This is a genomic window from Actinoplanes sp. NPDC051513 (genome assembly GCF_044454685.1).
Taxonomy (GTDB): domain Bacteria; phylum Actinomycetota; class Actinomycetes; order Mycobacteriales; family Micromonosporaceae; genus Actinoplanes.
This window is the reverse complement of sequence record NZ_JBITDW010000004.1, coordinates 283,912-296,760: the sequence shown is the minus strand read 5'-3', so window position 1 is coordinate 296,760 and position 12,849 is coordinate 283,912. Positions and strand designations below refer to the sequence as shown.

Below are 12,849 nucleotides of genomic sequence, written 5' to 3'. Positions count from 1 at the left end.
AATCCCCGCCTCGCTCGCTCGGTCACCATCAGAACATCCCCGCCCAACGGCCGCCCCGGCGCTCGATCTCGCGCAGGAGGCGACGCTCGACGATCTCGACGACCTGGTCCGGGTCCAGGGGCTTCCCCGCCCCCGCCGCTCCCGCGCCCGGCAGCCCGCCGACGACGTTGCTCACGCCGCCGGCCGCGTCGCTCACCGCGGACGCCGCGCCCTCGGCGGCGTCGCCGACGGCGCTGCCCGCCGCGTTCTGCAGCCCGGACAAGGCGTTGCCCGCGGCACCTTGAAGCTCGGACATCGCGCCGCCCGCCATCCCCGAGAACGCATCTCCGCCCGAGCCCGCCAGCCCGGAGAAGGCGCTGCCCATCGGGCTGCCGGCCGCCTCGATGACGGCCGCCCGGGCGGCGCGAGTAGCCACCTCGCTGACCGCGCCGAGCCCACCGCCGCCCACCGGGAGCGAATCGACGATGCCGGCGCCGGCGCTCGAACCCTGGCTCAGCGCCGACGATGCCAGCCCGGAAGCGCCCTGTCCGAGCGACGACAGACTCTCGCGGCCGGCCGCGAGGGCCTGACGCTCGTCGTCGTCGAGCAGGCCCGACATGCCGCCGAGCAGGAACCGCGGCCTGCGCACCGGGCTCTTGGTGTGCGTCAGCTCATGCGCCAGAACCGCGGACACGGCGGGCCCGGATGTCGGCACGGCCGGCAGGTGCACGGTGGTGCCCGTGGTCGCGCCCAGGGCCCCGGCCGCGGCGAGCGCGTGACGCGTGTTGGGGCCCGTGGTGAACAGTGGCGGCCGTGCCCGTCCGGTGATCGCCGACGCCATCGCGTGAAAGGCGGCCGGCAGCGCGCGGGGCGCCTCCAGCGGCCGTGCCGCGACGGCGGTCTCCCAGCGCTGTCGCGGCGTGCGGCCCGCCCCTGCGAGTGCGGACGAGGGAGTGGGTGGTCCGACACGGTGCCCCACGGCCGGGCTGGCCACGACGGCCCCGGACGGATCCGGGACGTTGCCCGGTGGCAGCGACGCCGCGCCGAGAACGCGAAGCCCGGCGGCTCCGTCGGGGTCGCTGACGGTCGGGCCGGCGGCCGGGTGGCCGGCGAGCGGCTCGCCGTGCCGGGTGACGAGCCCCGCTGGATCGCCGGCGGTGTGGCCGTGCCCCCGGACGCCACCGGCGCCGAGGCGGCCCGGCGCGAACCCACCGGCCGGGGACCCGCCGGCCGAGCCGCCCGCGGCCGGCGAGCCGGCAGCGGGACTGGTCGCGGCCCGCATCGCGGCCGGAGAGCCGGCGGCCGGACCGGTCGCGGCCCGCATCGCGCTCGGAGAGCCGGCGGCCGGACCGGTCGCGGCCGTGGACGGCCTCGCGGGCGAGGCGAACCCCGTGGACGAGGCGGTCGCTATGGGCGAGGCGGGACCGAGCGCCGAGCGGCGCAACCGGGTGGAGGGCACAGCTGCCCCCGGCGCCGCGGTCCGAGCCGAAGTGGAGGACGAAGAGAGGAAGCTGTTCGAGAGGGAAGCCAAGCCGTAGCCGCCGGGGCCGAACCCCACCATGCCCGGCAGGCCCTCGCCGTGGACGGTCGGCCCGCTCGCGCCGGCGGCACGGGCGACAGGACCGCCGGACGCCAGGGCTCCGCCGCCGAGGCCCAGTCGGCCGAGCCCGCCGGCCCGGATGCCGCCGGCATCGGCAGTCCCACCGGAAGCCGCCTGTTTCGCGCCCGGCGCCGGTCTCGCGCCGGAAGCGCCGGAAGCGGCGGACCCGTGCGCCGCCGTCGTGGTCTCGCCGGAAGCCGGGCGCTCGCCCGCGGTGAACAGCGCGCCGATGCCCGGCCCCATCGCGAGGTCATGCCCGGGATGCACGTCGGGCCCGCCGGGCGGCGCGCCGACGAGCGATCCGCGCGTCGTCAGCGGCGCCCGGGCCACGCGGAGCGGCCGCGCCGATCCGCCGACCGCGAGCCCGCCGGCGCCCCGGTCCCCGGACCCGGCGACCACCGGGCCTCCGGGCCTGCCAAGCGCTTGATTTCCCAGCACGTCGGCCGCTCGGCGGCCGGACCTGTCGGTCGCGGCGCTTCCGGGGCCGTTGGCCGCATGGCGCTCGCTGACGAAGCGTCCGGGCAGCTGCGCGCGCTCCCGGCCGGAGACGACGGCCGATCGACCCGCCGCGCCACCGGCGGCGTTCGCTGCGCCGGGCGTGCGCGACACGAGCGAGCGATACCACCGCACGAGGGACCACGGCGCCCGCACGCGCAGCCCGTCGGTCACCCCGGCGCCGACCGCCGGGCCGCTCCCCCGCCCGGTGGAACCGCTCCCCAGCCCGGTGGAACCGCTCCCCCGCCCGGTGGAACCGCTGCCCCGGCGCGTGGAACCGGTCAGCCCCGGCCGCAGGGACCGGGGCAGGAGGCGGGCGACGAAGCGGGCGGCCCGCAGCAGCGGGCGGCGGCCCTCACTTCGCGACCGTGAAGCCACTGTGGCACACCTCCAGCTCCTCGATCGCGAGGTCTCGCGACGACGCCGCGAGGCGCGGACCCGTCCACTTCACCGGCTTGACGTCGGTGAGCGACCACGTGCGGAACGGCTGGCCCTTCGCGTTGAGGACGCTGATCGAGCCCGTCTCCGGGGTGACCTTGTTCTCTGCCTTGGCGAAGCCGTTGCCGCTGAACTTGAGCATCCAGGTGAACAAGGCGTCCGAATCGGTCAGCCCACGCTTGAGCACGATGTTGGGCCAGCGCATGCGGCCGAGCAGCTTGTGCGTGTACGCGTTCTGGCCGCCTTCGGGCAGTTCCTCCACGTCGACGGAGACGGCGAGACCGGTCACCTCGGTGAAGGCGCCGATCTGCAGCTCGCCGATCTTGAAGATGAACTTGCCGACGAAGGGCGGATCGATCGTGTGCGCGTCAGCCACCCGTCACTCCTTGCCATGCGCGTTCATTGAGGCCGCCCACCTCCCGGAGGAGGCGGATACGGTCGCCGTGTTCCAGGTCGAGCAGCCGGTCGAGATCCCAGTGCAGGTGGTACGCCAGGAAGGCGATCTCCTGCCAGATCTCGTCGTGCGCGTAGTGCCCTAACCCACCTCCACCGATGTCTGCGGGAAAGGGGTGCCGGGCTCCAGGGTTTCGAGGATGCTCGGGTCCTGGAAGTTCACGATCCGGTACAGGTCTTGCAGGTACGAGAAGTCGGAGACGAACAGCGACTCGATCGTCTTGGTGGTGACCCGCTGAACGGTGCCCAGCTGGGTCACCACCCGGGCGAGCACGATCACCGTCGCGTACGCCTCGTTCTCCTTCACCCGGCCGTCGCGCAGCGGCTCGATCTCGTCGCGCGCGCAGGCCAACCTCATGATGCCGGTCTTGTGCAAGGTGCCGTCGTCGTCGACGTACCCCTTCGGCAGGGTGAAGGGAAACTCGGTCTGAAGCCCGCTCATGCCCGGTGGAGCCCTTCGTGGGTGATGACCACCTTTTCGGTGGCGACCTCGTTGGCGCCCGCGTCGAGCTCGGCGCCGGTCCACTTGGAGACCCAGCCGCGCTCGAAGTTCCAGCGGGCGACCTCGGCCTTCATCGAGTCCTTGATGACGATCGAGCCGTCCCGGCGGGCCTGGTCGATGTCGCCGTCCTCGACCTGCTTGCGCCATTCCCAGAGGGCCTTGGACTCGTCGATCCGGCGCTCGAGGGTGATATCGCTCCACTTCATCGCCCCGGGCATCTTCCGGATCAGCATCCTCCCGTCCTTGGTGGCCTCCTTGTACTCGATCGTCTCGGTCTCCGACTCGACGCCGGAGCACTTGCGGAAGCTCGCCATCTCCACTCCGCCGATTTCGAGGACGAAGTTGAAAGTAGCCATCAAATCAGGCACGAAGGCCCCCCATCACTCGGTTGCGGCTCCGCCGCCCTGCCACTGACTGATCCGGAAAATCACGAACTCGGCCGGCTTCACCGGGGCGATGCCGATCTCGACGATGAGCTTGCCCTCGTCCACCGAGGAGGCCGGGTTGTTGCTCTCGTCGCACATCACGTAGAACGCCTGCTCGGGGGTCGCCCCGACCAGCGCCCCCTGCATCCACAGGCCGCGCAGGAACGAGGTGATGTTCCGCTTGACCCGCTGCCACAGGTCGAAGTCGTTCGGCTCGAAGACCGCCCACTGGGTGCCGCGCTGGATCGACTCCTCCACGAAGTTGAACAGCCGCCGGACGTTGATGTAGCGCCAGCTCGGATCGGTCTTGGCGAGCGTGCGCGCGCCCCAGACCTTGGTGCCGTAGCTGCCGAACGCGCGGATGCAGTTGACCCCGTCGGGGTTGAGCAGGTCTTGTTCGCCGCTGGTTACGTTGTTCTCGAGGCGGACGATGCCGCGCAGCGCCTCGTTGGCCGGCGCCTTCCACACGCCGCGGGCCGCGTCGGTGCGGGCCCACACGCCGGCCACGTGGCCGGAGGTGGGAACGGTCAGGTAGAGCTCGCCGTTGGTGGCGCCGGGCCGGGCGAGCGGGTTGGGAACCACCACGTTCGGGTAGTAGAGCGCGGCGAACGCGGAGTCGCGGCCCAGGCGGCCACGCCACTCGAGGGCGCGGGTCGCGTTGAGCCCGGGCGGGGTGTCGAGGATGGCCATCTTGTTGTGGCTGGCCTCGCAGAAGTCGATGAGCTGCTGCTGCGCCCCGAGGAACATGTCTTCGTCGACCGAGCCGTCGTCCTTGGTGGCGACCGTGATCAGGTCGGGGATGGCGACCATGGTGACGTTCTCGGCGATCGCGAGGCCCTGGTAGCCGGTGCGGTCGCTCTCGTTGCCGACGAGGTCGGCCGGGGTCACCGATTTCGCGGACACCGGCGGCGACTCGAGCGTGTAGCGGCCGGCGGCCGGAGTGCGCTCGGCGAGCGACGCGCCCTGCAGCGGCTGCACCTCGATGCGGACGAACTTGGAGCGGTCGTTGACCGTCTTCTCGACCGTACGGGTGCTGCGGCCCTGGAACTGGATGCCGCCCAGCTCTTCGCGCAGCGTGCCGCCCTCGTAGACGCGCAGCGTGTACTCGCCGGCGCCGTTGTGCCCCGATCCGCCGTCGCCGCCCTCGCCCTCCTGCGGGGGCGCCGGAGGCGGCGGGACGACCTCGACCTCGAGGTTGCGGCCCGGATCGACCGCGGACAGCTGCAGGCTCGGGGTGTCGGGCTTGTCGGCGGTGGGCAGGGTCAGCGACGGCTTGCCGCGGCCGAAGCCCTCACCGTCGCCGTCGGTGGTGGGGATGCGGCAGATGTACGCCTTCCCGCCGCCGTTCTCGAAGAAGCCGCGCACGGCGTGCGGCAGAACGGCGCCGCGCACGAAGCCGCCGTAGATCCGTTCGTACTGCGGCCAGCTGGTGACCAGTTGCGGTTTGACGCCGGAGGGGTCGGTCGGGTCGCCCTGATCGGCCTCGTATCGCTCGGTGAAACCGACGAACGCGGCGACCGCGGTGCCCACCCCCTCGATGGGCATGGAGCCGCTGGGTTGCTCCTCGATGTAGACGCCCGGTGCTCCGTACGACGCGGCCATGAAGTCTTCCCCCTAGTCAGGCCTGCACCGCGCTGGTAAGCAGCGCGGGGTCAAGGTCGGATTCGTAGAACTCCCCGTAGTGCAACGGCGGAAAAATGCGCATCATCGGATGCTGCGACGAGCAGGCCACGACCTTGACCCGCGGGAACCGGTGCACGATCACGTGGACCAGATCGCCGGTCGAGTTCTTGTCGAGGTCGAGCACGATCACGTCGGGCAGGGCCTGGCAGAGCCGGTCGAGCACGTCGTCGCCGGCGGTGTCGACGAGCTCGATGCCGTCGACCCGCAGGATCTGCTCGAGACCGAGGCGGTGCAGGGCCTCGAAGTCCCCCATGAGGACCCGCGTCATCGCCTCACCCCCGCTTGGATGCCGCTGATTCGCCGCCATGGATGAGCCTGCCTCGCGTATGCGCGTGGCCATAAGGTGCGCCGGTGCAGCCATAGGTGCACCGATCGTGTTCGAGCCTTGTCCAACGGCAAGCAAGCCCAGGATGCTGAGCCTGGAGGTGGGCCGGTGAAGCTGTCCGACAGGCACGGGCCGGTCCCCGATGAACAGCCGTCCCGGCCGACCGTCGCCGTCGCCGGCCAGGTGGCCCGCAAGCCGAAGGAAATGTCTGGCCTGACGGCCGGAAACCAGGCGATGGCAAGGCTTTTCACCCAACCCAAGCTTTCCGTCTCGCAACCCCATGACGCGTACGAGCGGCAGGCCGACAAAGTCGCAGACGGGATCGTCGACGGCGATTCACTCCGCCCCGCGCCGGCAATTTCGCGCCTGGTCACGCCTACGGCGGACGCGGGGGAACCGCCGGAGCTGCCGCCGGGCCTGGAACGGACGATCGCGTCGCCCGGCCCCGGCAAGGCGATCCCCGACGATGTGCGGGCGCGGATCGAGGCCTATCTGGGCGTGCCGCTTCGCAACGTGCAGGTTCACGACGACCCGCGGGCCCAGCTGGCGGCGGCGCAGCTGGGAGCGCGGGCGTTCACGGCCGGCGGGCACATCGTCCTCGGCGCGGGCGAGTCGGCGGCCGACCTGCCGCTGATGGCGCACGAGGCGACGCACGTGGTGCAGCAGACGCAGGTCGGCATCTACCGCACAGAGCTGCAGAGGACAGAGCTGCAGAGGGATGGGGGCGGCTTCCTGTCGGGGGCGATCGCCGACCTCGTGCGGACGGTGCCGGGCTACGACATGCTGACGGTCGTCGCCGGGTACGACCCGATCGCCAACCGGAACGTCGATCGCAGCCCCGAGAACCTGACCCGCGGCGTGCTGGGGCTGGTGCCGTTCGGGAACGTCGTCGCCGGCAAGCTGATCGAGCTGGGGATCGTGCAGGGCGCGTTCCGCATGATCGACGACGGGCTGCGGCAGCACAACCTGACGCTGCAACGCATCCAGGCCGAAGTGGACCAGGCGTGGAAGGAGATCGACCTCACCGACCCCGAAGGCGCCATCGTCATCGTGCGGCGCCACGTGAGCGGGCTCTACGCCGACGCCCTCGCGTTCGTGAAGGGGATCTACGACGCGATCGTGCAGCTGATCCGCGACGCCGCGGTCGGCCTGGCCGAGAAGCACCTGGTCGGCACCCCGGTGTGGGAGCTGGCCAAGAAGGTGCTGCACCAAGACCCGCTGCGCGGGACGCCGGTCGAGGCGTCGACCGTCGAGATCCTCGCCGACTTCCTCACGCTGATCGGCAAGCAGGACGCGCTCGCGCAGATGCGGGAACGCGGGACGCTGCAGAAGACGGCGGACTGGCTGGACTCGCGGATCGCGCAGTTCCTCGGGATCCTCGGTGAGCTGTCGGCGCTGTTCCAGGCCGGGTGGGAGGCGATCCAGCCGGCCAACATCGGTGAGCTCGCGGCCAACCTGTCGTCCTTGGCGACGCGGGCGAAGGGGCTGATCGCGCGGATCGGCTCGTTCGCGTCCGAAGTGCTCACCGAGGTCGTGAAGCTCATCAAGGACGCGCTGCTGGAGTGGCTCAGCCGCGAGGGCGCCAAGATGCGCGGGTTCCGGCTGCTGACCGTGATCCTCGGGCAGGACCCGATCACCGGGAAGGCGGTTCCGCGCACCGCGGAGAACCTGATCGGCGGGTTCATCGCGCTGCTGCCGGGCGGCGAGGCGACGTACAAGAAATTGGCGGAAGCGGGCGTCATAGCCGACGCCGCCGCGCAGATCGAGGGGGCCATCGGCCGCCTCGGGATCAGCCTCGACATGATTGTCGGAACATTCCGGGCAATCTGGGATTCGCTGTCGCTCGAGGATCTGATCAATCCGCTGGGGGCCTTCGTCCGGATATTGGAGAAATTCGGGGAACCGCTAGGACGGATCGTCGAGTTCGCCGGCGAAGTGCTAAAGGTCGTCGTCACGCTGATCCTGCGGCTCATGAACTTCCCGCCCGACCTGCTCGGCGGCATCATCGACAAGGCGATGGCCGCGATCGAGGACATCAAGCGCGACCCGGTCGCGTTCCTCGTGAACATGCTCGAGGCCCTCAAACAGGGCTTCCTCGGCTTCGTCGACCGGTCCGTCGGCTACCTGCTCTCCGGCCTCGCCGACTGGATCTTCCGCGGGCTCGGCGCGCTCGGCATCGGCAAGCCGCCCGACCTGTCGTTCGGCTCGATCCTCACCCTCGTGCTGCAGGTCCTCGGCGTCACCGCCGACAAGCTCTGGAAGAAGCTCGGCGACCACGTCGGCCCGGACGTCGCCGACAAGCTGCGCAAGGGCGTGGCGATGGCCGAGGGCGCGTTCGACTTCATCAAGGACGTGCAGGAGAACGGCGTCGGCGCGATCTGGAAGCACGTGGAGAGCCAGCTCGGCAACCTGTGGGACATGCTGCTGGGGATGGTCAAGGACTGGATCGTCGGCGAGATCGTCCAGAAGGCCACCGTCAAGCTGATCTCGATGCTCGACCCGACCGGCATCATGGCCGTGGTCAACAGCTCGATCGCGTTCTTCAAGGCCGTCCAGTCCGTGATCGAGTACGTCCGCGAGATCCTCCTGATCGTCAACGACTACGTGACCACCCTCGCCGCGGTGGCCGCCGGCAACGTGCAGGCCGGCGCGCAGAAGGTGGAGAGAGGCCTCGCGTCGGCGGTGCCGGTCGCGATCGGGTTCCTCGCCAACCAGGTCGGCCTCGGCGACGTACCCGAGAAGCTGGTCGAGCTGATCGGCAACCTACGCGAGCTGATCGACAAGGCCCTCGACTGGTTGTTCGCCAAGGCGGTGCAGCTGGGGAAGTCCGCGCTGTCGGCGCTCGGCCTGGGCGGCCCGCCCGCCGACGAGAAGGCGGCCGATCCGAACGACGTGCGCGCGATCGCCGGCGAGAAGGCGGCCGCCGCGCTGTCCGGGCTCGACGACGAGGCGAAGATGGAGGCGGCGCTCGCCGCGATCCGGGCCGAGCTGGCCCCGCAGGGCCTGTCGATGCTGGAGTTCACGCCGTACGACGAGGCCGGCAACTCCTTCCTGATGGCGGCGGCCAGCCCCAAGGTGAAGGTCGGCAAGAAGACCGGCCCGCCGGCCGCGAAGACCCCCATGGCCACCTGCCGGCTGCGCGTCACCATGCACTTCGCCGACGTCGAGGCGGCGTCCGATTTTGCCGGCGGCCAAGCCTTCTACGACGACAAGGTGCCCAAGGGCCGCGGCGGCAGCGAGACTCCCGACGAGTTCGGCCAGCAGAAGGCCGCGCTGATCGCGCCGCCGCCATCGAACATGCTGCCCGGCCGCGGAAAGATGGGCGGCGGCGGGCGCGGCCTGCTGATGCTCAAGCCTCCCGAGGGCGCGACAAAGGTGAAGCTGGCGAGCTGGAACACGGGCACGCCGGTCCCCGACACCAACGACAGCCACGCCGAGCGGCAGTTCCTCGACTGGTTCCGCACCGAGCGCCCCGACGGCCTGGTCAAGGTCGAGATCCAGATCAACCTGAGCCCGTGCAGCCACTGCGCGGCGTCGCTGGCGGGCGTGGCCGGCGAGTTCGAGCGGCTCATCTCGTGGGACAAGGCGTTCTTCGGGTACGACCGCGAGACCAAGCAGTTGCTGGCCAACTGCACGACTGTCGAAGACGTGGCGGCGGTTGCCTCGGCGTGGAAGCTGGGCTCGTGCGCGCCGGTCGCGCTGACCAACGCCGAGAAGGAGAAGCAGCGCAAGGAGGCGTTCGCCCACTACGAGAAGATGTCGGTGCTGGTTTAGGGCTCTCAGCGGTCCTTGGCCTGCACCGTGATCGTCTGAGTAGGCGGCCCGGCCACAGCCCGCAGAGCGGCATCGACGGTCACCGTCACCACAAGATCGAGACCAGGCTTGAGCTGGCCGCCCAGGGCCGACCAGAAATCCGAGTTCTCGCTGCCGTCGCCGCTGCGCAGGCGCAACGACGGAAGCGGCCGCACCTCGGCGAACGCACCCGTCAGATGCTCTTTGCTGATCACCGGATGCAGCAGCAGCGCGTTCAGCACATCGCCGAGCAGCGAATGCTCGTCGCGCACCTCGCTGGTCCAAGCGGTCACCAGATACCGGCAGTCCACCCGCGGCAGCGGATCCCGCCGGAAGCGACGCCCGTCCTGCTCCTCGATGATCTGCTCGCCGAAGTCCCGCTCGGCCAGGTTGGGGCGGATGTCCCACAGGTACAGGTCGACGGTCGGCTTGCTGGACAGCGCGGCCGACCACTCGCCGTCCGGGGCCTCGAAGGCGATGTCGACGTCGCGGGCCGGCAGCGGCACGACGTCGCGCAGGAACGCCTCGAGCGTCTCATCCAGCAGGTGCAGCATGGGCGTCCCTACTCTTTGACCAGGTCGAAGTAGCGGTCGAACTCTTTCTCGGTGCGCAGCCGGCCCAACTTCTGGAACTCGCGCTTCACCGACAGGACCGCGTGACGCATGGTGATCGGACTGTCCTCGGCAGCGGCCAGGAACGCGGCGCCGAGCGCGGCGTTGCTGATCACGCCACCGGTGATCTTGAACTGGCGGGCCAGGAAGTCGACATCGAGGTCGTCGGCGACCGGGGCGGTCGGCGGGAAGGTGCGCTGCCAGATCTGGCGGCGCTCGGGCTCCTCGGGCGGCACGAAGTCGATCGCCACCGAGATGCGGCGCAGGAACGCGGGGTCGATGTTGCGCTGCAGGTTGGTGGCCAGCACGACCAGGCCGTCGTAGGTCTCCAGGCGCTGCAGCAGGTAGGCGACCTCGATGTTCGCGTACCGGTCGTGGGCGTCGCTGACCTCGGAGCGCTTGCCGAACAGGGCGTCGGCCTCGTCGAAGAACAGCACCAGGTCGCCGGCGGCCGCGGCGCCGAAGATGCGTTCCAGGTTCTTCTCGGTCTCGCCGATGTACTTGCTGACCACCGCGGAGAGGTCGACCTTGTAGAGGTCGAGGCCGAGCTCGCCGGCCACGACCTCGGCGGCCAGGGTCTTGCCGGTGCCGGACGGGCCGGCGAAGAGGGCTACGACGCCGGTGCTGGCGGTGGCGCGGAACTGCCATCGGCCGTAGACGGTGTCGCGCTCGCGGTGGCGCGAGGCCAGCTCGCGGAGCTGGGTGGCTTCCTCGGGCGGGAGGATCAGGTCGTCCCAGGCCCGGCGGGGGCGGATGCGGACGGCCACGCCGTCGAGGTGACCGCCGGCGAGGCGGCGTACGGCCGGGGCGACCAGGCCGCCGTCGGCGCCGGCCGCGGCGGCGACGAGGCGCAGCTGTTCGCGGCTGAGGCGGTAGGCGGGGTCGGGGTCGCGGCCCATCGCCTTCTGCCAGTCGTCGGTGTCCGCGGCGCCGTCGTGGACGGCGATCTCGCGCCAGGGGCGGTCGGGGACGGACTCGAGGGGCTGCTCGCCCTGGGAGGAGAGGACCCAGCCCAGGTGGGTTGCCCGCAGGACCACATCGCTGCCCGCCGGGGTGATCGGACCGGCCAGATCGACAACCACGGCGGACCGGGTGATCGTCGCTTCCCGCACCACCGCCTGCCAGGCCACGTCGGTCTCGGGGGGCGCGACGATCAGGAGGCTACGGTCGCCGAGCGCGTGCAGGCGCGACTCGCGATCGCCGCCGTGCACGAGCAGCAATTCCGCCTTGTCGGAAATGCTCCCTGGCCGGGTCGAGGTGCCCGGCGGCAGGGCCGGGTCGGGTGAGTCGTCGCCGTGGAGATGCCAGACCAGGCGGGCGGCCGGCTCGGCGGTCTGTGTCGCCCACGGGCCGTCGCCGGTGAGCCTGGCCAGGGCCGCGCGGACCAGGCCGCCCCCGGGGGCGAGGGCCCGCGCGCCGACGTGGTCGTCCTCGAAGAAGATGCGGTTCAGGGTGGACAGGGTCAGGCGCGGCAGCTGCACCGAGTCCTGGATGTACGCGACCAGCCGCTGCCTCGCCGGGGACATCTCGACGGCGAGCAGCAGGGCGAGAACCTCGGCCTCGCTCTGCGAAAGGCCCGCGCTGCGGGTGACCTCGCCGAAGAGGCCGGCCGACTCGAACGCCGCGCGGGCCTTCACGACCGGGGCCGCCGCGCCGGCGCGGACCGCCTCGACCCGTTCGGCGCCGGGGCCGTCGAGGCCGGGCAGCGTCCCGAGCAGCCGCTCGACCTCGTCGTCGGCGACGTAGAGCCCCGCGAAGTCGCGCGGGGGCCGCCCCTCGGCGAGGCGGCAGATCAGGGCCTCGCGCTGCAGGAGCGCGTCGGCCAGGACGGTCCAGGGCTCGACCACCGGGTCAGATCACGCCCTCGCGGGTGGCCACCGCCACGGCTTGCGCGCGGGTGCGGCAGTTCAGCTTGGTCAGGACATCGTGCACCACGTTCTTCACCGTGCGCTCGGAGAAGCACAGATCTTCGGCGATGCCGCGGGTGTCCATGCCGTCGGCGAGCAGCCGCAGCACCGAGCGTTCCCGGGTGTTGAGCCCGGCCGGGCCCAGGTGGGAGATCTGGGTGACGTGCAGCAGCAGCCGGGACAGCATGTCGGCGGGGAGCGCGACATTGCCGGCCACGACCGAGCGCAGGCTGGTCACCAGGGTGTCGGCGGTCAGCGTGCGGTGCGGCAGGATCGCGCTGACACCGGCGTCGACCATCTCGCGGACGGCCTGCTCGGTGACGTCGCGGACGGTGACGACCAGCCGGGTGCCGCGGTCGTCGACCAGGCGCACGGCGCGGCGCAGCGTGGTGCCCGCGTATTCGAAGACGAGCACGTCGAGGTCGTTGACGGACGGTTCGGGGGACAGCGCCGCGCTCTCGCCGCGGACGACGAAGTCGGCCTGTTGCAGGCAGGCCGCCATGCCGCGCCGGACGATGGCATGGCTGTCATCGATCCAGACGGTAGGCGGCCGTGATGAGATCATGCGTTCCCCCTGGTCAGCGCCCGCTGTGCGGGCGGCCGCCCAGACATGATGGCCCGGAAAAGTCGATCAATACA

The 12,849-nt window shown here is 71.2% G+C and carries 11 protein-coding genes; 1 reads left to right on the top strand and 10 read right to left on the bottom strand.

The features are described 5' to 3' along the window. Positions 1-28: 28 nt before the first annotated feature. Genes ACIA5D_RS15825 through ACIA5D_RS15795 form a run of 7 tightly spaced genes read right to left on the bottom strand, consistent with a single transcriptional unit; the run spans position 29 to position 5,843 of the window. Positions 29-2,452 carry a DUF4157 domain-containing protein gene (locus ACIA5D_RS15825; protein WP_396030627.1) on the bottom strand — a complete coding sequence of 808 codons (2,424 nt, stop codon included), beginning with the start codon at positions 2,450-2,452 and terminating at the stop codon, positions 29-31. Beyond that, entirely contained in the window at positions 2,430-2,888 is a 459-nt protein-coding gene (locus tag ACIA5D_RS15820; protein WP_396030626.1) for a phage tail protein, read from the bottom strand. Before ACIA5D_RS15820 ends, ACIA5D_RS15825 begins: the two co-directional genes overlap by 23 nt. Next, a complete protein-coding gene (locus ACIA5D_RS15815; protein WP_378972607.1) occupies positions 2,881-3,066 on the bottom strand; it encodes a DUF6760 family protein in 186 nt (61 codons plus the stop codon). The genes ACIA5D_RS15820 and ACIA5D_RS15815 overlap by 8 nt, the downstream gene beginning before the upstream one ends. Beyond that, positions 3,048-3,407, bottom strand: coding sequence for a hypothetical protein (locus ACIA5D_RS15810; protein ID WP_396030625.1), 360 nt, complete (start codon positions 3,405-3,407; stop codon positions 3,048-3,050). The genes ACIA5D_RS15815 and ACIA5D_RS15810 overlap by 19 nt, the downstream gene beginning before the upstream one ends. Beyond that, positions 3,404-3,823 (bottom strand): phage tail protein, encoded by a 420-nt coding sequence (locus ACIA5D_RS15805; protein ID WP_396030624.1) that lies wholly within the window; start codon positions 3,821-3,823, stop codon positions 3,404-3,406. The genes ACIA5D_RS15810 and ACIA5D_RS15805 overlap by 4 nt, the downstream gene beginning before the upstream one ends. A gap of 24 nt (positions 3,824-3,847) precedes the next feature. Beyond that, a complete protein-coding gene (locus ACIA5D_RS15800) occupies positions 3,848-5,494 on the bottom strand; it encodes a phage tail sheath family protein (protein WP_396030623.1) in 1,647 nt (548 codons plus the stop codon). 16 nt (positions 5,495-5,510) lie between these two features. Next, positions 5,511-5,843 carry a hypothetical protein gene (locus ACIA5D_RS15795; protein WP_396030622.1) on the bottom strand — a complete coding sequence of 111 codons (333 nt, stop codon included), beginning with the start codon at positions 5,841-5,843 and terminating at the stop codon, positions 5,511-5,513. Positions 5,844-6,008: 165 nt separating this feature from the next. On the opposite strand from ACIA5D_RS15795, the gene ACIA5D_RS15790 reads away from it, so the two are divergent. Then, positions 6,009-9,674, top strand: coding sequence for a DUF4157 domain-containing protein (locus tag ACIA5D_RS15790; protein WP_396030621.1), 3,666 nt, complete (start codon positions 6,009-6,011; stop codon positions 9,672-9,674). A 5-nt stretch (positions 9,675-9,679) separates the two neighbouring features. Here ACIA5D_RS15790 and ACIA5D_RS15785 read toward each other — a convergent pair whose 3' ends face one another. The 3 genes from ACIA5D_RS15785 to ACIA5D_RS15775 are packed head-to-tail and all read right to left on the bottom strand — an operon-like array spanning position 9,680 to position 12,775. Then, the gene (locus ACIA5D_RS15785) at positions 9,680-10,246 is read right to left on the bottom strand and encodes a DUF4255 domain-containing protein (RefSeq protein ID WP_396030620.1); all 567 of its coding nucleotides are present in this window, start codon (positions 10,244-10,246) and stop codon (positions 9,680-9,682) included. A gap of 8 nt (positions 10,247-10,254) precedes the next feature. Beyond that, positions 10,255-12,150, bottom strand: coding sequence for an ATP-binding protein (locus tag ACIA5D_RS15780; RefSeq protein WP_396030619.1), 1,896 nt, complete (start codon positions 12,148-12,150; stop codon positions 10,255-10,257). 4 nt (positions 12,151-12,154) lie between these two features. Next, positions 12,155-12,775 carry a LuxR C-terminal-related transcriptional regulator gene (locus tag ACIA5D_RS15775; protein WP_396030618.1) on the bottom strand — a complete coding sequence of 207 codons (621 nt, stop codon included), beginning with the start codon at positions 12,773-12,775 and terminating at the stop codon, positions 12,155-12,157. Positions 12,776-12,849: the final 74 nt, after the last annotated feature.

Bases quoted from the DNA above. Each gene is read 5' to 3' on its own strand.
- ACIA5D_RS15810 (WP_396030625.1), bottom strand. From the start codon at position 3,407: ATGAGCGGGCTTCAGACCGAGTTTCCCTTCACCCTGCCGAAGGGGTAC.
- ACIA5D_RS15805 (WP_396030624.1), bottom strand. From the start codon at position 3,823: ATGGCTACTTTCAACTTCGTCCTCGAAATCGGCGGAGTGGAGATGGCG.
- ACIA5D_RS15800 (WP_396030623.1), bottom strand. From the start codon at position 5,494: ATGGCCGCGTCGTACGGAGCACCGGGCGTCTACATCGAGGAGCAACCC.
- ACIA5D_RS15795 (WP_396030622.1), bottom strand. From the start codon at position 5,843: ATGACGCGGGTCCTCATGGGGGACTTCGAGGCCCTGCACCGCCTCGGT.
- ACIA5D_RS15785 (WP_396030620.1), bottom strand. From the start codon at position 10,246: ATGCTGCACCTGCTGGATGAGACGCTCGAGGCGTTCCTGCGCGACGTC.
- ACIA5D_RS15775 (WP_396030618.1), bottom strand. From the start codon at position 12,775: ATGATCTCATCACGGCCGCCTACCGTCTGGATCGATGACAGCCATGCC.